Annotated in this window: 19 protein-coding genes; 8 read left to right on the top strand and 11 right to left on the bottom strand. The window is 61.9% G+C overall.

Features of this window, described 5'->3' with window-relative positions; genetic code table 11:
• Positions 1-184 precede the first annotated feature (184 nt).
• From ACLBKR_RS05580 to ppx, 4 genes are all read left to right on the top strand, one after another.
• Positions 185-1309: an AI-2E family transporter gene (locus tag ACLBKR_RS05580; protein ID WP_112827243.1), complete on the top strand. Its 1125-nt coding sequence runs from the start codon at positions 185-187 to the stop codon at positions 1307-1309.
• Positions 1310-2023, top strand: a complete 714-nt coding sequence (gene hdaA, locus ACLBKR_RS05585) for a DnaA regulatory inactivator HdaA (RefSeq protein ID WP_112827242.1) — start codon at positions 1310-1312, stop codon at positions 2021-2023.
• Positions 2024-2086: 63 nt separating this feature from the next.
• Positions 2087-4279: an RNA degradosome polyphosphate kinase gene (locus ACLBKR_RS05590; protein ID WP_112827465.1), complete on the top strand. Its 2193-nt coding sequence runs from the start codon at positions 2087-2089 to the stop codon at positions 4277-4279.
• An 11-nt stretch (positions 4280-4290) separates the two neighbouring features.
• On the top strand, positions 4291-5811 hold the full coding sequence (gene ppx, locus ACLBKR_RS05595) for an exopolyphosphatase (protein WP_113338736.1): 1521 nt from the start codon (positions 4291-4293) through the stop codon (positions 5809-5811).
• Positions 5812-6063: 252 nt separating this feature from the next.
• On the opposite strand, the gene ACLBKR_RS05600 is transcribed toward ppx, so the two are convergent.
• Both ACLBKR_RS05600 and ACLBKR_RS05605 read right to left on the bottom strand, forming a co-directional pair.
• Positions 6064-7419, bottom strand: a complete 1356-nt coding sequence (locus ACLBKR_RS05600) for an esterase-like activity of phytase family protein (RefSeq protein ID WP_113338737.1) — start codon at positions 7417-7419, stop codon at positions 6064-6066.
• Between the two features lie 95 nt (positions 7420-7514).
• Positions 7515-8396, bottom strand: coding sequence for an AraC family transcriptional regulator (locus ACLBKR_RS05605; RefSeq protein ID WP_113338738.1), 882 nt, complete (start codon positions 8394-8396; stop codon positions 7515-7517).
• Here ACLBKR_RS05605 and ACLBKR_RS05610 point away from each other — a divergent pair.
• The gene (locus ACLBKR_RS05610; RefSeq protein ID WP_112827238.1) at positions 8395-8802 is read left to right on the top strand and encodes a DUF2000 family protein; all 408 of its coding nucleotides are present in this window, start codon (positions 8395-8397) and stop codon (positions 8800-8802) included. The two genes, ACLBKR_RS05605 and ACLBKR_RS05610, sit on opposite strands and share 2 nt — an antisense overlap.
• Here ACLBKR_RS05610 and ACLBKR_RS05615 read toward each other — a convergent pair.
• From ACLBKR_RS05615 to ACLBKR_RS05650, 8 genes are all read right to left on the bottom strand, one after another.
• Positions 8774-9106 (bottom strand): hypothetical protein, encoded by a 333-nt coding sequence (locus ACLBKR_RS05615; RefSeq protein ID WP_113338739.1) that lies wholly within the window; start codon positions 9104-9106, stop codon positions 8774-8776. The two genes, ACLBKR_RS05610 and ACLBKR_RS05615, sit on opposite strands and share 29 nt — an antisense overlap.
• Positions 9107-10123 (bottom strand): DUF2891 domain-containing protein, encoded by a 1017-nt coding sequence (locus ACLBKR_RS05620; protein ID WP_113338740.1) that lies wholly within the window; start codon positions 10121-10123, stop codon positions 9107-9109.
• Complete coding sequence (locus ACLBKR_RS05625; protein WP_113486707.1) at positions 10101-11093, bottom strand: small ribosomal subunit Rsm22 family protein; 993 nt, start codon at positions 11091-11093, stop codon at positions 10101-10103. The genes ACLBKR_RS05620 and ACLBKR_RS05625 overlap by 23 nt, the downstream gene beginning before the upstream one ends.
• A gap of 10 nt (positions 11094-11103) precedes the next feature.
• Positions 11104-11598, bottom strand: coding sequence for a GNAT family N-acetyltransferase (locus ACLBKR_RS05630; RefSeq protein ID WP_113486709.1), 495 nt, complete (start codon positions 11596-11598; stop codon positions 11104-11106).
• Positions 11599-11602: 4 nt separating this feature from the next.
• Positions 11603-12748 (bottom strand): ribonuclease D, encoded by a 1146-nt coding sequence (rnd, locus tag ACLBKR_RS05635; protein ID WP_113486711.1) that lies wholly within the window; start codon positions 12746-12748, stop codon positions 11603-11605.
• Positions 12749-12871: 123 nt separating this feature from the next.
• A complete protein-coding gene (locus ACLBKR_RS05640) occupies positions 12872-13771 on the bottom strand; it encodes an MBL fold metallo-hydrolase (protein WP_414900950.1) in 900 nt (299 codons plus the stop codon).
• Positions 13772-13866: 95 nt separating this feature from the next.
• A complete protein-coding gene (locus ACLBKR_RS05645; protein WP_113486715.1) occupies positions 13867-15276 on the bottom strand; it encodes a multicopper oxidase family protein in 1410 nt (469 codons plus the stop codon).
• Between the two features lie 88 nt (positions 15277-15364).
• Positions 15365-16603, bottom strand: coding sequence for an MFS transporter (locus ACLBKR_RS05650; RefSeq protein WP_113338745.1), 1239 nt, complete (start codon positions 16601-16603; stop codon positions 15365-15367).
• A gap of 220 nt (positions 16604-16823) precedes the next feature.
• On the opposite strand from ACLBKR_RS05650, the gene aspS reads away from it, so the two are divergent.
• Positions 16824-18611, top strand: coding sequence for an aspartate--tRNA ligase (gene aspS, locus ACLBKR_RS05655; protein ID WP_414900953.1), 1788 nt, complete (start codon positions 16824-16826; stop codon positions 18609-18611).
• Positions 18612-18615: 4 nt separating this feature from the next.
• Positions 18616-19155: an FUSC family protein gene (locus ACLBKR_RS05660; protein WP_113448754.1), complete on the top strand. Its 540-nt coding sequence runs from the start codon at positions 18616-18618 to the stop codon at positions 19153-19155.
• A gap of 18 nt (positions 19156-19173) precedes the next feature.
• Here the strand turns inward: ACLBKR_RS05660 and ACLBKR_RS05665 are convergent, their stop codons facing one another.
• A complete protein-coding gene (locus ACLBKR_RS05665) occupies positions 19174-20370 on the bottom strand; it encodes a hypothetical protein (protein ID WP_113444073.1) in 1197 nt (398 codons plus the stop codon).
• A 214-nt stretch (positions 20371-20584) separates the two neighbouring features.
• Between ACLBKR_RS05665 and parC the strand changes: the two genes are divergently transcribed.
• On the top strand, positions 20585-22861 hold the full coding sequence (gene parC / locus ACLBKR_RS05670; RefSeq protein ID WP_113448753.1) for a DNA topoisomerase IV subunit A: 2277 nt from the start codon (positions 20585-20587) through the stop codon (positions 22859-22861).
• The last annotated feature ends 15 nt before the right edge of the window (positions 22862-22876 follow it).

Below are 22876 nucleotides of genomic sequence, written 5' to 3' on the forward strand. Positions count from 1 at the left end.
GGCCGGATTCGCGATGTTTTCCGGCTGTTTTCGCAAGAGACTGATATGTAGCTGCCCTTCGTTAGCCGGCGTCTCCATCCGGTGGCCATCTTGACCTGCGCTTTGCCCATACCCTAATTCCTATGGGTCGGTCCGTCGCGTATTCGCGCGAAGGGCGAGGCCGGCGCGACGAGAGGAACGCTTCATGGTGCATCATATCAGCGGAACGGGTCTGCGGCGCCAGTTGCTGTTCTGGCTTGCTGCCCTCATCGTCTTTGTCTTTTTCCTGATGACGTTCCGGGCGATTCTCCTGCCCTTCATTGCCGGGATGGCGCTGGCCTATTTTCTCGATCCGGTGGCGGACCGGCTGGAGCGGCTCGGTCTCAGCCGCATGATGGCGACGGTGGTCATCCTCATCGCCTTCGTCTTCGTTTTCGTCCTGTCGCTGATGATTATCATCCCGATCCTGGCGAGTCAGTTCAACCAGTTCATCCAGCATGTTCCGGGCTACGTTTCCGATCTGCAGAATTTCATCGCCACGTCGAATGCCGCCTGGCTGCCGCAATGGCTGAATACCCAGATGGATACCATCAAGGGGAATTTTTCGCGCTATCTCTCGGAAGGGGTAGGTTTCATCGGCACGCTTTTCGGACAGATCTGGAATTCCGGCAAGGCGCTCGTCGATATTGCCTCGCTTCTGGTCGTGACCCCCGTCGTGGCCTTTTATCTGCTCCTCGACTGGGACAGGATGATCGCCAAGGTCGATAGCTGGATCCCTCGTAATCATGTCGCCACCGTCCGCGAGATTGCGACTGAACTCGACAATACCATTGCCGGCTTCGTGCGCGGCCAGGGATCGCTCTGCCTGATTCTCGGCGTCTATTATGCCGTCGGCCTCTCCCTGATCGGGCTGAATTTCGGCCTGCTGATCGGCTTTTTCACCGGCATGATAAGCTTCATTCCCTATGTCGGCTCGACCGTCGGCCTGCTGCTTGCGGCGGGCGTCGCCCTGGTTCAGTTCTGGCCCGATTATGTGCATCTCATCATCGTGGTGGTGTTCTTTTTCTCCGGACAGTTTATCGAAGGCAATATCCTGCAGCCGAAGCTTGTCGGCCAGAGCGTCGGCCTGCATCCCGTCTGGCTGATGTTTGCGCTGTTTGCCTTCGGCGCCCTGTTCGGCTTTGTCGGCGTTTTGGTCGCGGTGCCCGCCGCCGCCGCCATCGGCGTGCTTGTCCGTTTTGCGCTGGCACGGTATCTTGAGAGTGATTTGTATTACGGGCAAACGGCAGCCGGCGGCGAGCCGCCCGTGAAGGACGTTTCAGAGAAGTAGATGAGTGAGATCAAGAAGGTCGCGTCGCGGCGCAGTATCGCCGAACAGCTTCCGCTCGCCTTCGATCACGGCAGGGCGACGGGACGTGACGACCTGCTGGTGTCCGATCGCCTGGAGGCTGCCGTCGCCATCATCGATTCATGGCCCGACTGGCCGTCGCCGGTCGTGGTGCTGATGGGCCCCGAAGGCTCCGGAAAATCGCATCTGGTCGATATCTTCCGCCAGCAGAGCGGGGCTTTGGATATTCATCCGCTGACCGGAACCGATGCCGTGCGCAAGGCGGAGGCAGGACCGGTCGTGTTCGAGGATGCGGACCGGCAGGGTTTCGACGAGGTCGAGCTTTTCCATGTCATCAACAGCGTTCGCGAACACGGCACCAGCCTTCTGATGACCTCCCGCACCTGGCCGCCGTCGTGGAATGTCGCGCTGCCGGACCTGCGTTCGCGCCTGAAGGCCGCGACAATGGTGGAGATCGGCAGTCCCGATGAGGCATTGCTTTCTCAGGTGATGGTGAAATTGTTCGCCGACCGCCAGCTTTACGTCGATGACAAGATTGTGGGTTATATCGTGCAGCGCATGGAGCGGTCTTTTTCCGCCGCGCAGGAGATCGTCGAAAGGATCGACCGGCTGGCGCTGTCACGCCGGACCCGGATCACCCGGGCTCTCGCCGGCGAGGTTCTGAACGAACTCTATGCGGCGAACGGACCGGAGTGATTGTCACAGGACTGTCGTCAAACTGTTATAATCGGCGCGGGTAACCAGAAAGGGATGGAAGACATGGACTCTGTGGTAAGCGACGCAGCCGAGGTTGCACAAGCTGAGGCGACGGCCACGGACGATCTGCTGTCGAGTTCCGATCGCTTCATCAACCGTGAATTTTCGTGGTTGCAGTTCAATCGCCGTGTGCTCGAGGAAACCCTGAACACCGCCCATCCGCTGCTCGAGCGGGTGCGTTTCCTGTCGATTTCGTCCACCAATCTCGACGAGTTCTTCATGGTGCGCGTTGCCGGCCTTGAAGGGCAGGTTCGTCAGGGCATTACCATCAAGAGCCCGGACGGCAAGACGCCGGCTGAACAGCTCGACGAAATCCTCAAGGAAATCGACAATCTGCAGATGGAGCAGCAGGCTTCACTTGCGGTCCTGCAGCAATATCTCGCCAAGGAAGACATCCTGATCGTTCGTCCGGCGGCACTTTCCGCCGAGGATCGGACCTGGCTCGGTAGCGCGTTCGAAGAATCGATCTTTCCCGTGCTGACGCCGCTTTCGATCGATCCCGCCCATCCTTTTCCTTTCATCCCCAATCTCGGTTTTTCGATGGGGCTGCAGCTGGAAAGCAAGCGCAATCGCGAGCCGATGACGGCGCTGCTGCGCTTGCCGCCGACGCTCGACCGCTTCATCCGCCTACCCGACGAGAAGACGACCATCCGCTACATCACGCTGGAAGACGTGGTTGGCATGTTCATCCATCGCCTCTATCCCGGCTACGAGGTGACCGGCTTCGGCACCTTCCGCATCATTCGCGACAGCGATATCGAAGTCGAGGAAGAGGCCGAGGATCTGGTGCGCTTCTTCGAAACGGCGCTCAAGCGCCGCCGCCGGGGTTCGGTGATCCGTATCGAGGTCGATTCCGAGATGCCGGTCTCGCTGCGCCAGTTCGTGGTTCACGAACTGGCCGTGCCCGAAAACCGCGTTGCGGTTCTGCCGGGTCTTCTGGCGCTCAATACGCTCTCCGAAATTGCCAAGGCGCCACGCGACGACCTGCGTTTCGAAGCCTATAACGCCCGCTTCCCGGAGCGCGTGCGCGAGCATGCCGGCGACTGCCTTGCCGCCATCCGCGAAAAGGACATGGTGGTCCACCACCCCTATGAAAGCTTCGACGTCGTCGTGCAGTTCCTGCTGCAGGCCGCCCGCGATCCGGACGTGCTGGCGATCAAGCAGACGCTTTACCGTACGTCGAACGACAGCCCGATCGTGCGTGCCCTGATCGATGCCGCCGAGGCTGGCAAGTCGGTGACCGCCCTGGTCGAGCTCAAGGCCCGCTTCGATGAAGAGGCGAACATCCGCTGGGCGCGCGACCTTGAACGGGCCGGCGTGCAGGTGGTCTTCGGCTTCATCGAACTCAAGACCCACGCCAAGATGTCCATGGTGGTGCGTCGCGAGGACGGCAAGCTCAGGACCTACTGCCATCTCGGCACCGGCAACTATCACCCGGTGACGGCGAAGATCTACACGGACCTTTCCTTCTTCACCTGCAACCCGAAGATCGCCCACGACATGGCGAATGTCTTCAACTTCATCACCGGCTACGGCGAGCCGGAGGAAAGCATGAAGCTCGCGGTCTCGCCCTATACGCTGCGTCCGCGCATCCTGCGGCACATCGAGGAAGAGATCGTCCACGCCCGCAACGGCGCGCCGGCGGCCATCTGGATGAAGATGAACTCGCTTGTGGATCCGGAAATCATCGATGCGCTCTACCGCGCCAGCCGCGCAGGCGTCGAGGTCGACCTGGTCGTTCGCGGCATCTGCTGCCTGCGTCCGCAGGTGCCGGGCCTCTCGGATAATATCCGGGTCAAATCGATCGTCGGCCGCTTCCTGGAGCATAGCCGCATCTTCTGTTTCGGTAACGGCTATGGCCTGCCCTCGGAAAAGGCCCTGGTCTATATCGGCTCGGCGGACATGATGCCGCGCAACCTGGACCGTCGTGTCGAAACGCTGGTGCCGCTGACGAACCCCACCGTGCACGAGCAGGTGCTTTCACAGATTATGCTGGGCAATCTGATTGACAACCAGCAGAGCTACGAGATATTGCCCGACGGGACGTCAAGGCGGATGGAAGTGCGCCCCGGCGAGGAACCTTTTAACGCGCAGCATTATTTCATGACCAATCCGAGCCTGTCTGGACGCGGGGAATCGCTGAAATCTAGTGCGCCGAAACTGATTGCCGGTCTCATATCCGGCCGGAAACGCTAAACTGGTACTTCATGACAAGATCTGAAGCGCAGGGGCGCCTGCCCGGCATTGCCCCTGTTTCCGTTGTCGATATTGGTTCGAACTCGATCCGTCTCGTCGTCTATGAGGGCCTTTCGAGAGCCCCGACGGTGCTTTTCAACGAGAAGGTGCTGTGTGGCCTCGGCAAGGGGCTCGCTTCCAGCGGTCGCATGGACGATGAAGGTGTAACCCGCGCGCTTGCGGCCCTTCGCAGGTTCGGCGCCCTTTCCCGTCAGGCTCGCGCCACCGCCATGTATGTGCTTGCAACGGCTGCTGCCCGCGAGGCGGTCAACGGCCCGGAATTCATTCGCAGGGCGGAAGAAATTCTCGATCACAAGGTGATCGTCCTGACCGGCGAGGAAGAGGCGCGTTACTCCGCCCTCGGCATCGTCAGCGGCTTTCACGATCCCGATGGTATTGCCGGCGACCTCGGCGGCGGATCGCTCGAACTGATCGACGTCAAGGGGCGTGATCTCGGCAAGGGCATTACCCTGCCTCTTGGCGGACTGCGTCTCTCCGAGACCGTCGGCGGCTCCATTTCCAAGGCGAGGGCCCTTGCCCGCAAGCAGATCAAGGGGGCGAAGCTGCTCGAGAAGGGTGCCGGCCGAACCTTCTATGCCGTTGGCGGCACCTGGCGAAACATCGCCAAGCTGCATATGGAACTCCGCGATTATCCTCTGCACATGATGCAGGGCTACGAACTGCCCTACAGCGAGATCGTTTCCTTCCTGGAGGATGTGATTTCCGGGGCCAATTCCCGCGATCCCGCCTGGGCCTCCATCTCGAAGAGCCGCCGCTCGCTTCTTCCGTTCGGTGCCATCGCCATGCGGGAAGTGCTGGATGTCATGAAGCCGGCACGGGTTTCCTTCTCGGCACAGGGTGTTCGCGAAGGCTATCTTTATTCTCTCCTGTCGGAAGAAGATCAGGCGCAGGACCCGCTGCTGGCGGCGGCCGACGAACTTGCGATCCTGCGTGCCCGTTCACCGGAGCACGCCCGCGAGCTGGCCGAATGGACAGGCCGGATGATGCCGTATTTCGACGTTGTCGAAACCGAGGAGGAGGTGCGCTATCGCCGGGCGGCCTGCCTGCTGGCCGACATCAGCTGGCGCGCCCACCCGGACTATCGCGGACTTCAGGCGCTCAACATCATCGCCCATTCCTCGTTCGTCGGTATCACGCATCCGGGCCGCGCCTTCATCGCGCTGACCAACTACTACCGCTTCGAAGGCCTCTACGACGACGGCCGTACCGGTCCGCTGGCGACAATTGCGACCGACCGCCTTCTGGAGCGCGCCAAGCTCCTCGGCGGCATGCTGCGGGTGGTCTATCTCTTCTCCGCCTCGATGCCCGGCATCGTTCACAACCTGACGTTCCGTCGTTCCGAACGTCCGGATCTCGACCTCGAATTCGTCGTGCCGTCGGCCTACCGGGATTTTGCTGGCGAGCGCCTCGACGGCCGGCTCCAGCAGCTTTCCCGGCTCACCGGCAAGCGGATTGCTTTCGTATTCGAATGATCTTTAGCCGCGCGTATGGGCGGTTTCATCGCAGTTACAGTCAACGACAAGTCCGATCCGGACCGCTGCGCAGCCGGCACCCGCAGCCCACCAGTCCTGTCGGTGGGGGGCGGAGACTCTAGCTATGACGTAAACGTAAAAATCCAGCCTGGAATACCAAGTTCGGCTCGAGCGTCTCGTTCATGCTGCGAACCGTACGATTGACGAGACGGAAATAGAGGCCGACGGCAGGAATGCCGCCGGCCTCGTTCATTACTTGGCAGCGAGGAATTCACCGACTTCGAGCAGGACGAACTCGTTGTCGTCGGCCTTGTCCAGCGCGCGACCGGCCGAGAAGGGCAGGTTGTTGTCGTTGCCGACGATGATGTGGGTCGGATCGACCACGTCGACGTTTTCGATGGTGACGAAAGGCATGTCATAAAAGCCTTCGCCGCCGCCCTGGCGCTTCTTGTTGTCCGGATCGGAGATCTTCATCAGATCGATGTAGCCGATCTTGCGGGCGGCCTTGCCGGCGTTTTCGTCCGTCATCTCGATCTTGTAGATGCGCTTGTGCTTGGCCGGAACGGCAAAGCAGGTCGCCTCGGGCTTCTTCGGGTCGGCGCAAGCCTTGTCTGCCGTGCCGGCGCCGTTGTCGCGCTCGATGATGAGAGCGGTGGTGCCGTCGATCATGTTGAAGTCGCCGATGGCCTCGCCGCCTTCAGACAGCGGATAGAGCCACGAGCGGCCGGTCCATGCCTTCGAGGCGTCATCGAGCTCGATGATGCGCAGCGCCGTCAGGCCGTCGGCCTTCTCGACCGAACCGTCCTCAAGGTAAAGCGGGCCCTCGAGCAGGCCGTAGAGCTTGGAGCCGTCCTTCGACATCGCGAGGCCTTCATAGCCGCCCGAGCGCTTCAGGTTGAAGACCGGCATCTTGGCGGTCGGATTGGCCGGAACGACGAGGGTTGCGTTGTCGGGCGATTTCACGTCGGTCTCGCCGGCCTTGGTGGCGATAACCTCGGTCAGCTTGCCGTCCTTGGAGAATTTCAGGATGTAGGGACCGAATTCTTCACCGATCCAGAAGCCGTCGGCGACGGGCTGGATCGACTCGACGTCGAAGTCAGCGCCGGTGAGGTAACGCTGCTCGGCGCCTTCCATGACGATCGGGAAGGGGGCCTTCTTGTCGGGGTCGGACAGGAACACGGTTTCAAGACGCTCGACCTTGCCGGCATCCCAATCGAACTTGAGGTGATGCAGCATTAGCATGGAGTCGCTGGAATTGATCTTCGAGCCGAAACCGTTGTCGGAAAGGCTCCAGAAGGTGCCGTCCTCCATGGCCTTGATCCCGGAAAAACCCTGCACGGCCTGGCCGTCGAAAGGCATGGAAAGGCCGGTCGGGCGAACGCCGTCCTTGCCGGGAATTGTGCCGAGGCCTTCTGCACGCTTGCGGTCGGCGGTGGTGAACTTGCCGGACGTCTTCAGATGGGCGGGGGCATCGGCCGGAGCGGCGATGATCGTGTTGGCCGGAAGGATCGCATGGGAAACGAGCTTGGCCGGGAAGGCGACCTCGTCGGCAAAGGCCGGAGCGGCGAGGAGGAAAAGGGCTACCGATGCAAAGAGATGTTTTTTCATGGCGTCACCATTCGTAGGACGGTTAGAGACGCGGCATGCTTAAGGAGCGCCCATGTCAGCGCGATTTCCGTTCGATGAAGTTTCGGTGACTGTCCTCAGGCGCGAAGCAGCGTCAGCCAGTGGCCGGGCGTCATGCCGTAGCAATTCCTGAAATGGCGGGTGAAATGGCTCTGGTCGGCGAAGCCGGCATCGTAGGCGGCCTCCGCAATCGGCATGCCATCGCGCATCGTGCCTCTGGCCCGCTCCAGTCGCCGCATGGTGAGATAACGATGCGGGCTCGTTCCCGTCACCAGCCGGAACTGGCGGGCAAGCGAATAGCGGTTGAGGTTGGTCAGCGTTTCCAGATCTTCTGAGGAAACCTGCCCGGCACAGTTTTCCCTGAGATAGGCGCAGGCGCGTGCGACGGCCCGTTCCGCCTTGCGCGACACTGTCTGCCGGTTGCCGGCATGGCGTCCCAGGCCGTCTGCGATACGGGCCAGCAGGTCCGAGAGCGCCAGTCCATCCGGAGCATGGTCAAGATCGGCAAGCGCTTCCGCAAGAGCGCTGGCAAGCCGGTTGTCGGAAAGGACCGGGGTCGATACGAATGGCAGGGTCACGGACGGCCGGTCGCAGGCGTCGCGGATCAGTTCCGGAGGAATGTACATCATCCGGTAGCGCAGGCCGTCGTCGGTGCCTGCAGCGCCGTCATGAATCTCGTCCGGGTGGAGAACGATGATGTTTCCGGGCAGGCTGAAGCGCGACTGGCCGCGATAGGAGAAGGTCTGCACCCCGCTGACGGTCAGCCCCAGCGCATAGGTGTCATGCCGATGCGGCGCAAAGCCGTTGCCGGAAAACCGAGCCTCGATGCGCTCGATGCCGTGGGTATCGATACCGGCACGGATCGCGTCGGCCGGTCTGCACGAACGTTCAAGACCTTCACTATCAGGGACTGGTAGCCCGGCAAGCGTATCAAGAAGACCGTTTGCGGAGTGCTGCATGTTCGATACCAAATTCGTCGTTGTCCTGCGCGAGGATCTCGCCGCGTGGCAGAAGCTCAACGTTACCGCCTTTCTGACGAGCGGCATAGTCGCAAGGGAGGAGGGCATTATCGGCGAGCCCTACAGGGACGCCGCGGGCAACATCTACAATGCGCTGTGCATCCAGCCGATCGTGGTGCTCTCCTGCGATCAGGAGACATTGCGCAAGATCCACCAGCGGTCGCTTGAGCGCGAAGTGCCGACTTCGCTCTACATCGAAGAGATGTTTTCAACCGGACATGACGCCGCCAATCGGGCAGTCTTTGCCGAATTTTCGCCCGAGAATGCGAAGGTGGTGGGCATTGCGCTCCGCGCCGACAAGAAGATCGTCGACAAGATCACCAAGGGCGCCCGGATGCATGGATAAGGTCAAACAGGGCGCCGATGCCGAGAGGCAGCAGGGTGATCGCAGCGCTGACGGGCGTCGCGAACCCGAGCACCAGGGAGGTGGCGAGGCTCACCACCAGGTAAAGACCCCAGGCCAGCTTATGCCGGATCATGAGGCCGGCGATGCAGAGGGCGAGATTGACCAGCAGCAGCGAAATGGCGATAGCCGAGGCGAGCGGCGGCGGCACGAAACCGCGTCGTCTCAGGTCGACGGTGGCCAGTGCAAGCACGGCAGTGGCGAGCACAAGCCCGATCAGCTTTCTCGAGGGTAGAATGCCGGACAATCAGGCCTCCAGAGCCAGAACAGCGAAGCTCGCGAGCCAGTGTTCGCCCATATAGTCGCCGGCGACATGGGGCAGTGACGCGGTAAGGTGCCGATCAGCCGCAGCTTGCAGGACGGCACGGCGCCCATCGTCCATAGAGAGCGCACTGGCCAGCGAACGGAAGCACCATGCGCGGCTGAGGTTCAGCCCGTCCAGATGCGCGATCTTCCCGTCGGAGGGGTCCGAAACGCTGGCGGGTGAAAACAGCGTTGCCGGCTGCCCCTCCGCAAGCATCGGCAGGAATCGGCTGAACCAATCGACGAAAGCCTCCGCAGGCAGGAGGCGGCGCACGCATTCTGCCTCCGCCAGCGTCGACGACAGGAAATCGTCGCCCGACGGCTCTCCCCAGGCCGGGCAGTCCCGGTCCTTCCCATACCAGCGAAGGGCCGTTGCGCGCAGAAGATCGACGAACGCAGCGTCGTTGACCGCCTCGCCGTAATCCGCCGCAAGCCGGATCGCGAAGGCCGTGTTGAAATGCGTCCCAACCCGCACCGGATAGGTGGCGAGCGGCAGGAAGCTCTCGAAGCGGCCTGCGATGAGCCGCGAAAGCGGCCGAAGCGTTTCGGCGAAGCCGCGATCCTTCATGACCTCCAGTTCGGCGGCGAGCTTCAGCAGCCAGCCCCAGCCATAGGGACGCTCGAAACCGCGTGAGCCGGACCGTTCGAAGAGTGCGACTTCACCGGCGACAGCGTCTGTGGTCAACCGCCGTTCGAAAAGGCCGAGGATCTCAGGCGCTGACGCGAGATCGGCAAAGCGATTGAGAAGGCGGGCGAGCATCCAGTAGCCGTGCACGCAGGAATGCCAGTCATAGCTGCCGAAGAAGACCGGATGGGTCTCGCGCGGCGAACGCACATCATCGGGGCTGCCGAAGACGAAGCCGGGCTTGTGGGGATACTCCCGCTCGACATGGGAAAGCGCAATACGCGCAAACTTTTCAGCCGTCTGCAGGTTAAGTTCATGCTTCTTCGACATCGCCATCTCCCCTCGCATCGAAGGCATCGCCCCAATCCGCCCGGCGGGCCGCCTTGAAGACCGCGCCGTCGCGGCGGCTGACGGTGATCTCCGAGGCGCTGCCGTCGGCGCGACAGAGCTTAAGCCGTCCGACGCCGCCGGAAATCTTCGGCGGAGCGAGCACTCTTGCTTCAGGCGGTTCGGCGGCATGCCTTGAGGCGGCGATGAAGATGTATTTCTCGTCCTCCCATGGCACCTCTCCCTGCTTGGCGAGGCGATGCACGCGCGAGCGCGCGACGCGGCGGGAGAAATGACACCAGTCCGGCGCCTCGATGGGGCAGGCCGCGGCATGCGGACAGGGCGCCACGACATGGGCGCCGGCCTCCAGCAGCGTGGCGCGCGCCGTCAGGATACGCCGCCAGCCGGCCGGTGTTCCGGGTTCCACGATGACGATGGTATGGCCGGTCAGCGCCCAGAGCCGGGAGACCGCCGTCGGTATGGCGCTCACGGCGATCTCGTCCAGCACATAGGCAAGCGTCACGAGATCGGCGGGCGGCAGCTGCGGGATGGAACCCGTGAGATCGCCGGCAAGCCACTGGCAATCCACCTGTCCGGCCTTCGCCAGCGCATCGCCGACCGAGCGTATCGCGGCACTGGCCTCGACAAGGCTCGCCCGCCTGAGTTCCGGCCAGCAATCGGCCGCGGCCCAAAGCGCAGTGCCGGGACCTGCGCCGACATCGATCAGGCTTTCCGGGGCAAAGGAGGGCGATGCCTCCTCGACCATGGAAAGGGCGGCGCGAACGGCTGCGAAGGTGGCGGGCAGGCGGGTGGCGAGATAGGCCTTGGCGGCCAGCTCGCCATCGATGTGGAACTTGCCGTCGCGCACCTCGCGGCGATAGCGGTCGGAGAGTTTTTCGCTCGCACGCTGTAACCGCTCCAGCGGTTCGCGGGCGAGCATCTGGTCCACAGCGGCTCTGAGCGGAGCGGGGAGTTCCACGGAGGTGACCTCAGTTTCGCGCCGACCATTCGGGGCGCAACATCGACATCATGACCATATCGGCGCGGCTGCCATCGGGAAGCAGTGCGGCCTGCCGTCGGGCGCCTTCCTCGACAAAACCGCTCTTGCGGTAGACGCAAAGCGCCCTGCCATTTCCGCGAACCACCGTCAGCCAGAGGCGGAAAGCTTCCGTTTCGCGAAAGGCGAAATCGATCGTAGCGCTCACCAGCTGCGATCCGCAGCCCCGGTCCGGAACGGCCACCGCGACCCTCTTGAGACAGACATTGCCATCCCGGTTGTCGAGCTCATTGAGGATCGCGAAGCCGACCGGTGATCCGGTCACGTCTTCGCCGATCAGATAGGCGAAGGCTTCGCTTGCCATATACCGCTTGTGCTCGTCCACGCTGTAACGGCCTATGAAGTAGTCATAACCCGGCAGACGTTCGGTTTCCATGATGAAACCGACGTCGTCGGGCGATGCGCGCCGCAGCCGCAGGGCCGGCATCTGCTTAGAATTCCACCGCTTCGACGCGCCTGTCGACGAAGCGCAGCCCGACGCCGCCGGAAATCAGCTTCAGCGCCAGATCGCCGAAAAGGTCGCGACGCCAGCCCTGCAGCGCCGGAACGTCGGCCTTCTCGCCTTCGGCCGCGATCTTTTCCAGGTCTTCGCTGTTGGCGATCACCTTGGAGGCGACGCCATGCTTTTCCGAGGTCAGGCGCAGCAGCACCTTGAGAAGTTCGACTGCGGCCTGCGCTCCCTCCGGGGCGTGGCTGTGCCGCTGGACATGCGGCATATCCGATTTCGGCAATGCCAGCGCCGCATTGACCTGATCGACGATGGCCGCGCCCGATGAGGAGCGTTCCCATCCCTTGGGTATGGTGCGCAGGCGGCCGAGCGCCTCGGTATCCTTGGGCTGTTGCTGGGCGATCTCGTAGATCGCATCGTCCTTCAGAACGCGGGAGCGCGGCACGTTGCGGCCGCGGGCCTCGCGTTCGCGCCATGCGGCAACATATTGCATGACGGCGAGTTCCTGCGGCTTGCGCAGCCGCATTTTCAGCCGCTGCCAGGCATCGTCGGGGTGCAGGTCGTAGGTCTCGCGCGATTCGAGGATGGCCATTTCTTCCGTCAGCCATTCGGCGCGGCCTTCGCGCTCCAACTCGTCTTTCAGCCGCAGATAGACTTCGCGCAGATGCGTGACATCCGCCAGCGCGTATTCGAGCTGTTTGTCGGAAAGGGGGCGCCGGCTCCAGTCGGTGAAGCGCGAGGTCTTGTCGATATGGACGTTCTTCACCTTCTGCACGAGCTGGTCATAGGAGACGCTGTCGCCGAAACCGCACACCATCGCCGCCACCTGGGTGTCGAAGATCGGATGCGGGATCAGGTTGCCGAGGTGGAAGATGATTTCGATGTCCTGCCGGGCGGCATGGAAAACCTTGACCACCGACTCATCCGCCATCAGGGCGAAGAACGGCGCGAGGTCCAGACCCTTGGCCAGCGGATCGACGATCACTTCTAGATCGGGGCTGGCCATCTGGATCAGGCAAAGCTCCGGCCAGAAGGTGGTTTCCCGAAGAAATTCGGTGTCGATGGTTATGAAATCCGATTGGGCGAGCTTGTGGCAGGCTTCCTCTAATGCGGCGGTAGTGTCGATCATTTCGGCTCGGTCATGAAAAAAGGTTGCTAGCCTTAGTTCTCCTTTAGATCGGCGATGTCAATATGATCGGGCTGCTGGGGCCGCGCTTGCGACAGTTGCTCCCCGTTTTCGCCATCTGCGACGCTAAATCGTGAGGCTGGCTTGCTTTCTATTGCGGAGAGCGGCGATGTTGTCGCTGTGGACCCGCTCATAGGGCTCGAAATAGCTGATGCTTCCCTGCATCACATTGGAGGCGACGAAATCGGCAAGGCTGGTCTTGTCGAGATCGGGATCGTCGATCGTTTCCATGAGACGCATGAGGTAATCGCGGTTCGCCTGGATCAGGTCCGGCGCATAACCGCCGCCGGAAATACGTTTCTCCGAGCCGTGGTTCGGCAGTATGTGGCGGATGGGAAGCTGCGCGAGGCGATCCAGTTCCTTGATGTGACGAAGCGTATGTTCCGGCTCGGAAATATAGGTGACCGTGTCCTCCAGCGTATCGCCGGCGAGGAGGACCCCGATATCGGGCAGGAACAGCACCGTTCCGTCGGCGCTGTGGATTTCGAACTGCAGGAGTTCGACTTTTCGCTTGCCGACGTCGAGTTCGAGACGTTCGTTGAAAAGGCTGTTCGGCATGACGACAGGATCGATGGGCGGGTTTTCGGCGGCAAGAGCTGCGGCGTTATCCGCCATCGCCTGCGCCGTCAGCCGGTTGGCGATGATTTCGCAATCGGCAAAGATCGCATTGCCGGCGATGTGATCGGTGTGCCAGTGGCTGAGCACGACGCGAATACGGGAGACGCCGAGTCCTTCCAGATGACGCCTCACCGCCTGGGCATGATCCAGGGAAATATGCGTGTCGTAGACGAGTGCCTCGTTACCGGAAACGATGGCGTAACTGGCGACGCCGAGGCTGTAAGCACCATCGTCCAGCCAGTTTCTGTCAGTCGAATACAGGCGTTTGCCGGAAATACGGCCGTCGTAGTAGGCGTAGATTCCGGGATAGGGCTCAAGGGTGCGGAGCGTGGCAGCAAGGTCGGTCACGGCAGCTTCCTGCGCTGGTGTCGTTGCCAGTTGATGCCAGCGTGGCTTGTCTGCTGTCAAGTCACGGAATAGGGCCATATGGCTGGCCTGGCGGGTCAGACGACTCGCACGTAGCTGGTCATGCCCGTCTTCTGATGTTCGATGATATGGCAATGCAGCACCCAGTCGCCCGGATTGTCGGCGACGACCGCGAGCTGGACCTTTTCGTCGGGCAGCACGAGATAGGTATCTGACACCAGAGGCGAAACCGGCCCCCTGGAAGATGAGATGACCTTGAAATTCATGCCGTGGATGTGGATGGGATGCGCGTGCGGCGTCACGTTTTCCAGATTGAAGAGATAGGTCTTGCCGAGCTTCATCTCGACGAGCGGTGCCATCGGATCGGAGCTGTCGCCGGGATAGGGGACCTTGTTGATGGCCCAGAAGGAATAGCCGAGCGAACCGCAGATGGAATCCTTGGCAGCCTCCTCTGCGGTCGCGCTGAGCACGAGCGGAACCGGGGTCGCGTCGGAGAGATCGGCTTCCACGGGTGCGTTGGGTGCAAGCGGCGCCACGTCGCCGAGGCTCCGCTTCAGCGATGGGCCGACTGAGCGCAGCCGGGCGACCACCTTCGGCGTCGATGGCCGGATGTCCTCGAGTGCTGCGGTTTCGCCTTCCGTCTCCGGCATGCGCACCACGAGATCGAGCCTCTGGCCGGGAGCGACGACCGCCATGTCGAGGAGAATAGGCCGGGGAACCGGCTGCCCGTCGATGGCAGCGATCAGGGCTTCCGCGCCCACCATTTTCAGGTTGTAGATGCGGGTCACATCGGACACCAGAATGCGCAGGCGGACGAGGCCGCCGGCCGGGGCATCATAGCTCGGTTCGATCTGCCAGTTTGCCGTGCGCACCGTGCCGAAGGTGCCGGTCTTGGCCGCATCGCGCGCCTTGAACTGTTCGATGAACTGGCTGTTGCCGCCAAGCCGCCAGTCGCGAAGGTTGAGCGCCACTTCCGCGTCGAAGACCGGATCGTCGGGGTCCTCGACAATGAACATGCCGGCAAGGCCGCGGCCGATCTGTTCGAGCGTGTTGCAATGGGGATGATACCAGAATGTACCGGCATCCGGCGGGGTGAAGGCGTAGTCGAACCCGTCGCCCGGATAGACATAGGGCTGGGTCAGGAAGGGAACGCCATCCACGGCGTTGTCGATCCTAAGCCCGTGCCAGTGAACCGTGCTCGGCTCGTCGAGCCGGTTGTCGAAACGGGCGGCGAAGGGTTTTCCGCGGCGGGCTCGAAGGACGGGCGGAAGGGCATCGGCCGTATCGTCGCCGCCCAGACGATAGCTCATGACCCCCTCGGTCGCCGCCTTGCCGTCGATTTCCGCGCTGCGCCTGTAAGCTTCGAGCTTGAGCGGATCGGCGGCCGCGAGCGCGCTGGTGAGGCGAGGCAGGAACGCCATGCCCGAAGCGTATGCTCCGGCCACGGCCGATGCCTTGAGGAGAGTGCGGCGGGTCAGCAGGGCCATGAGGCGTCTCCGGCAGATGAGGTTTCGCCTCTTTTAAAGTTGAGGTGGAAAATCATCAATATCGGGCTGGCGGCCAAACTGCCGCAGGTCAGTCCTCGTCCTTTTCGGTCGGCGGTGTCGCCAGCTTGTTGAAGAAGGTCGATGTTCTCAAAAGATTGCGAAAACGGCTTCGGCGGCTGCTTGCCGGCACCCCCTCGCGGGCGCTCATGCGCTGCAGCGTGTAGACCATGAAGGCAAAGAGCACGGCGGTCGTGTAGATGAAGAGCGCCCGGGGGCCGAAGTGATCGAGCATGAAGGAAGCGAAAAGCGGGCCGATGACGGCGCCGATGGACCAGAAGAACAGCGTGCCGGCCGATACCAGCGCATGCTGGCCCGGGGCGGCATGGTCGTTGGCGTGGGCCGAGCAGAGGGAATAAAGTGGCATGCCGAAGGCGCCGAAGACGAAGATGCCGACGAAATTCAGCCACTCGTTCGTGCCGGCGACGAAGGCGAGGAAAAGACCGGCCGAGAAGGTTCCGAATGCGGAGATGAGGATGATGAATCGGCGGTCCAGCTTGTCGGAATAATGGCCGAGCGGATATTGCAGCACCACGCCCGCGAAAATGCCGACGCTCATGAAAGTGGCAATCGAGGTGATCGACATACCGATACCGTCGGCATAGATCGGCCCGAGCGAACGGAAGCTGGAATTGGTGAGGCCGACGACGATGCAGCCGACGGTCGCAAGCGGCGAGACTTTCCACAGAACGCGGAGATCGAAGCGCACGGCCTGCGGCGGCGCCGGACTGGACCGGTCGGCAAACGAGATCGGCACCAGCGACAGAGTGAGCGCCATGGAGATGATGGTGAAGAGTTCGAAGCCGCCGATGCCGACCGCCGGGATCATGTATTGCGCGAGCGTCACGGCCCCGAGATCGACGAAGCGGTAAATGGAAAGGGTGCGCGCCCGCGTGCTGTTCGTCACCCGTGCGTTGAGCCAGCTTTCGACGACGGCGAAGAGGCCGGCGAAACAGAGGCCCTGGATGAGCCGCATGGCGAACCAGCTCGTCGGATGGATGAAGAGCAGCATGGAAATGGAGGCCGCCGAGGCGATCGCCGCCAGGGCACTGAATGTCCTGATGTGCCCGATCGACCGGATGATGCGGGTCACGTAAATGCAGCCGATGGCAAAGCCGATATTGTAGCCCGTGCCGATGATGCCGATCATCGACGTGGAGAAGCCTTCCTCAAGCGCGCGAAGCGAGATGAACGTGCCTTGCAGGCCGTTGCCGCCGATCAGGATGCCTGCGGTGATGAGAAGAGGGATGAGGGGCCGGATATCGTTCATGGGACCTGCATGGATGAGCGGCCGCCTTGAGTCGCCGCCGTCACAGGATGCACCTTGTAGAGCAGAGGGTTGTGCTGTTACAGCGGAAATCTCGGCGACATATGCTCCAGCCTTGACAAATCGGACAGTCCGTGCGCTTTTCCGCCCGATTTTTATCGGTTGTCTATGGTCGCCCGCGCGCCTTTTCGGCCGTTACCTTAGTCCAGGAAAGCTCTGAAAAATGCACCGTTACCGCAGCCACACCTGCGCCGCCCTCCGCAAGCCCGATGTCGGCGCAACCGTCCGTCTCTCCGGCTGGGTCCATCGTGTCCGTGACCACGGTGGCGTTCTCTTCATCGATCTGCGCGACCATTACGGCATCACCCAGGTGGTGGCCGATCCCGACAGCCCGGCTTTCAAGCTGGCCGAAGCCGTGCGCGGCGAATGGGTGATCCGCATCGACGGCGTGGTCAAGGCCCGCACCGAGGATACCGTCAACAAGAACATGCCGACCGGCGAAATCGAGCTCTATGCACAGGAGATCGAGGTTCTCTCCGCCGCCAAGGAATTGCCGCTGCCGGTCTTCGGCGAGCCCGATTATCCCGAAGACGTGCGCCTCAAGTACCGCTTCCTCGACCTGCGCCGCGAGACGCTGCACAAAAATATCGTCAAGCGCACCCAGATTATCTCCGCCATGCGTTCCGGCATGGGCGAGGCGGGTTTCGCCGAATACACGACTCCGATCCTGACGGCCTCCTCGCCGGAAGGCGCGCGTGACTTCCTGGTGCCGAGCCGCATTCATCAGGGCAAGTTCTTTGCCCTGCCGCAGGCGCCGCAGCAGTACAAGCAGCTCCTGATGGTTGCCGGTTTCGATCGCTATTTCCAGATCGCTCCGTGCTTCCGTGACGAAGACCCGCGCGCCGACCGTCTGCCGGGCGAGTTCTACCAGCTCGACGTCGAAATGAGCTTCGTCACCCAGGAAGATGTCTGGCAGACGATGGAACCGATGATGACCCGCGTCTTCGAGCAGTTCGCCGAAGGCAAGCCGGTTACCAAGGAATGGCCGCGCATTCCGTATGACGTGGCGATCCGCAAATACGGTTCCGACAAGCCGGATCTCAGAAACCCGATCGTCATGGAATCCGTCACCGAGCATTTTGCCGGTTCGGGCTTCAAGGTCTTCGCCAACATGATCGCCTCCAACCCGAAGGTCGAGGTCTGGGCTATTCCCGCCAAGACCGGCGGCAGTCGCGCCTTCTGCGATCGCATGAATGCCTGGGCCCAGAGCCAGGGCCAGCCGGGCCTCGGCTATATCTTCTGGCGCCAGGAAGGCGCTGTTCTGGAAGGTGCCGGCCCGCTCGCCAAGAACATCGGCGAGGAGCGCACCGAAGCGATCCGCAACCAGCTCGGCCTTGACGAAGGCGACGCCTGCTTCTTCGTCGCCGGCGAGCCGTCCAAGTTCTACAAGTTTGCCGGCGAGGCCCGTAACCGCGCCGCCGACGAGCTCAACCTGATCGATCGCGACCGCTACGAGTTCTGCTGGATCGTCGACTTCCCGTTCTACGAATGGAACGAGGATGAGAAGAAGGTCGACTTCGCGCACAACCCGTTCTCCATGCCGCAGGGTGGCCTCGACGCGCTGAACAGTGAGGACCCGCTGACGATCAAGGCCTATCAGTACGATGCGGTCTGCAACGGCTTCGAAATCGCCTCGGGCTCGATCCGTAACCAGTCTCCGGAACTCATGGTCAAGGCCTTCGAACTGGTCGGTCTTTCCAAGGCCGATGTCGAGGAGCGCTTCGGCGGCATGTACCGCGCGTTCCAGTATGGTGCGCCTCCGCATGGCGGCTGCGCCTTCGGTATCGACCGCATCGTCATGCTGCTTGTCGGCGCCAAGAACCTGCGCGAAATCTCGCTGTTCCCGATGAACCAGCAGGCGCAGGATCTCCTGATGAACGCACCGTCCGAGGCCACGCCGACCCAGCTTCGCGAACTTGCGCTGCGCGTGGTGCCGCAGAAGAAGGATTGATGTGATGGCATTCCGGATTCCTGAGCGAGTCCGGGATATCGCAGTTCACGCCAGCGCCGCGGCCATTGCCGCGGCGTTGTCTTTTTATCTGGCGCGCTGGCTGTTCGGCCATCCGGAACCGATCTTCGCCGCGATCACCGCGATCATCTGCCTTGCATCCGGCATTCCCAATCATTTTCGCCAGACATTGAACATGATGGTGGGCGTGACGATCGGGATACTGGTGGGAGAACTCGCATTCCTGCTGCCGATCCCGTTTCTCGAAATCCGGATATTGCTGTGCGTCTTTCTGGGCGTGCTGATCGGCGCCCTGATAAATCTTGCACCCGTCGTTCCCATTCAAGCCGGCGCTTCGGCCTTGCTGGTGATGGTCATGGGACCCGCGACCGCAGGTCTGGTACGCTTTCTTGACGTCGCAGTGGGAGCGGCAATCGGCGCGGCTTTCGCGCTTGCGCTATTCCTGCATAACCGCGCCGCATCCTCCGATCCGGAAGGTGGCGAGCCATACGAAACGAAAGAGGCTGTCCTGAAGGACGGCCCCTGAGCTTTTCCGAGAGACTGCTTATTCTTCGTTGGCACTGACGGACACGCCGAGCAGTTGCGGAATGGTTTCCGGTGCGCCCATGCCGGCACCCATAATCATGGGGAAGGGGACCGGCTTTTCCGGTGCGGCGCTGATCGTCAGGTTCTGCGGATCGTCGAGATAGGTGTTGACGGCGGTGGAGACCTCGTTCTGCAGCGCGCCGAGCTTGGCCTGGGCGAGCATCATCGGCACCATTGCCTTGACCATCTGGGCCATCTGGTCGCCGGTGGTACCCTGTTCCTTGCCGGCAAAATCGAGGCCCCGCTTGGTGATGCCGTCGTCCTCGAAGCTGATTTCGGCGCTGACGAAAGACATCTGCTGCATGAGGCCGAGCATGGCGAGACCGGCGGCCTGCTGGGCCTGCTCGTTGTTTTCCTGGCCCTGCATCGTGCGGGCGGTTTCCTGAAGCTGCTTGACGAGGTCCATGGTGTAGCCGGAGAGGCTGAATGCCAGGTTCAGACGGCCGATATTGGCGAAATCGAAGCTGTATTCCTCGATGTCGATCGTGCCGCTTTCAAGTTCCCAACTGCCCGAGAAAGAGACGTCGCCCTCAAGGTTCTGAAGGTTCAGCGCGTCGATGGTTTCCTTGCTCTTGGCATCCTCGACAACGGAAAGATCTGCCTTGAGGCCGCTGACGCCGCCTTCGAACGAAAGCGATTTCTCGTCGTCGCCGACCGTTGTGGTGGCGGAAGCCTCGGCCATGGTGAATACCGGCTTGCCGTCGACGCTGACGTCGATCGGGCCGCTATGGGCTTCGTCATAGAGCATCATCGACTTGAGGTCGTTGCCATCGGTGCTGCCGGGCACATGCACGCCTGCAAGGTAGAGATCCTTGACCGAGATTCTGGTTTTTTCTTCGGTGAAATCCACTGCCGGGAAATCGATGCGCTCGATGTAATAGGCGCCGCCGTCTTCCTCGCTGACGCCCTTCAGCGTCAGGTCTCCGAGCGGGACCGATTTTTCCTGCGGGCCGGTCGTCGTGAACTTGGAGCCCTTGAGGGTGACCGCGCTGCCGTTGACCTCCACCGATTCGGCGGAAATCGCGCCGCTACCCGCCGCATAGGCGGCATTGATCTTTTTCAGGAGATCCTGACCGTCCAGCGCCCATGCCGGGCCGGAAAGCGTTGCGAAGGCGGCGCCAGCCAGCAGCAGCCGGGAAGTGCGGGAGAAGGTCATATGTGCATTCCTTTCGGAGAAAACGGCTCTGAGTTACGTCATTCGCGACCAACAGCATGTCTTTATATTGGCAGATTGCGAAACTTCCATCGCTTTTGCCATGACATTTTGACCTAGGTTAAAGGGTGGTGACTTTCGTCACACCTCAGCTAATCCACAACCGGATTGCGCTGATTCCTTGCCGTTTCCGGCCTTCTCGTCTAGTTGAAAGACCATGGGGACAAATCTTACTCCGCCGGATGACGGCGGCGACAACATTCAGCCGGTCGATCTCAAGGCGGCGCTCGAAGAGCGCTACCTCGCCTATGCCTTGTCGACGATCATGCACCGCGCGCTGCCCGACGTGCGCGACGGCCTAAAGCCGGTCCATCGTCGTATCATCCATGCGATGAGCGAGATGGGCATTCGCCCGAACTCGGCCTTCAAGAAATGCGCCCGTATCGTCGGCGACGTCATCGGTAAGTTCCACCCGCATGGCGACCAGTCGGTCTATGACGCGCTGGTGCGTCTCGCGCAGGATTTCTCCCAGCGCTACCCGGTCGTGGACGGACAGGGCAATTTCGGCAACATCGATGGCGATAGCGCCGCTGCCTATCGTTACACCGAAGCGCGCATGACCGATGTCGCGGCGCTGCTGCTCGAGGGCATTGATCAGGATGCCGTCGACTACCGCCCGACCTATAACGAGGAAGACGAGGAGCCGGTCGTTCTTCCCGGCGCCTTCCCGAACCTGCTCGCCAATGGTGCTTCCGGCATCGCCGTCGGCATGGCGACGTCGATCCCGCCGCACAATGCACACGAGATCTGCGACGCGGCCCTTTACCTGATTAAGAACCCTGGCGCACCCGTCGAGGAACTGCTGGCCGATCCGGCCAATCCCCAGAAGGGCGGTATCGAGGGTCCGGACTTCCCGACTGGCGGCATCATCGTCGAGAGCCGCGAAAGCATGCTGGAGACCTACCGCACGGGTCGCGGCGGCTTCCGTGTGCGTGCCCGCTGGGAGACCGAGGATCTCGGTCGCGGTGGTTACCAGATCATCGTCACGCAGATTCCGTTCCAGGTACAGAAGTCGCGGCTCATCGAGAAGATCGCCGAACTGCTGATCGCCAAGCGGCTTCCGCTTCTCGAAGACATCCGCGACGAATCCGCCGAAGACGTTCGCATCGTGCTGGTGCCGAAGAGCCGAACGGTCGACGCGACGCTGCTGATGGAATCGATGTTCAAGCTCACCGAGCTGGAAAGCCGCATTCCGCTCAACATGAACGTGCTGTCGCAGGGCAAGGTGCCCAAGGTGATGGCGCTGAACGAGGTTCTGAGCGAGTGGCTGGAACACCGCAAGGATGTTCTGGTTCGCCGTTCGCGTTTCCGCCTTGCCGCAATCGATCGCCGCCTTGAAATCCTCGGCGGCCTGCTGATCGCCTATCTCAACCTCGACGAAGTCATCCGCATCATCCGCGAGGAGGATGAGCCCAAGCCGGTGATGATCGCCCGTTGGGACCTGACCGACGTTCAGGCCGAGGCGATCCTCAACATGCGGCTGCGCAACCTGCGCAAGCTCGAGGAATTCGAGATCCGCAAGGAACACGAGGAACTCAGCAAGGAAAAGGCCGAGATCGAGGCGCTGCTCGCTTCCGACGAAAAGCAGTGGCAGACGGTCGCGTGGGAGATTGGCGAGGTCAAGAAGAAGTACGCCAAGGCAACCGAACTCGGCCGCCGCCGCACCCAGTTCGCTGACGCGCCGGACGCCGACAGTGAGGCCATCCAGCAGGCGATGATCGAAAAGGAACCGATCACCGTCGTGGTATCCGAGAAGGGCTGGATACGGGCGCTCAAGGGGCACATTTCCGATACGTCGAGCCTGACCTTCAAGGAAGGCGACGGCCTGAAAGTTGCCTTCCCGGCGCAGACCACGGACAAGATCCTGCTGGTCACGACCGGCGGCAAGGTGTTCACGCTTGGCGGCGACAAGTTGCCGGGCGGCCGTGGACACGGCGAACCCCTGCGTATCATGGTCGACATGGAGAACGATCAGGACGTGCTGACCGCCTTCGTGCACGATGGCAGTCGCAAGCTTCTCTTCTCCTCGACCGTGGGCAACGGCTTTATCGTTGCCGAGTCCGATATCGTCGCCAACACCCGCAAGGGCAAGCAGGTGATGAATGTCGGCATGCCGGACGAGGCGAAGCTGGTGGTTCCCGTCTCCGGCGACCATGTGGCCGTTGTCGGCGAGAACCGCAAGCTGCTGGTGTTCCCGCTGGTGCAGGTGCCGGAAATGACGCGTGGCAAGGGCGTTCGCCTGCAGCGTTACAAGGATGGCGGCATCTCGGACATCAAGTGTTTCGCGATCGCCGATGGGTTGACCTGGGAAGACAGCGCCGGCCGCGTCTTCAGCAAGTCGAAGGAGGAACTTGCCGAATGGATGGGCGACCGTGCCGCGGCTGGCCGCACCGTTCCGAAGGGCTTCCCTCGCAGCGGCAAGTTCTCCGGTTGAGCCGTCAGTTTATCG

Source organism: Paenirhizobium cremeum, assembly GCF_047553425.1.
Classification (GTDB): Bacteria; Pseudomonadota; Alphaproteobacteria; order Rhizobiales; family Rhizobiaceae; genus Allorhizobium; species Allorhizobium cremeum.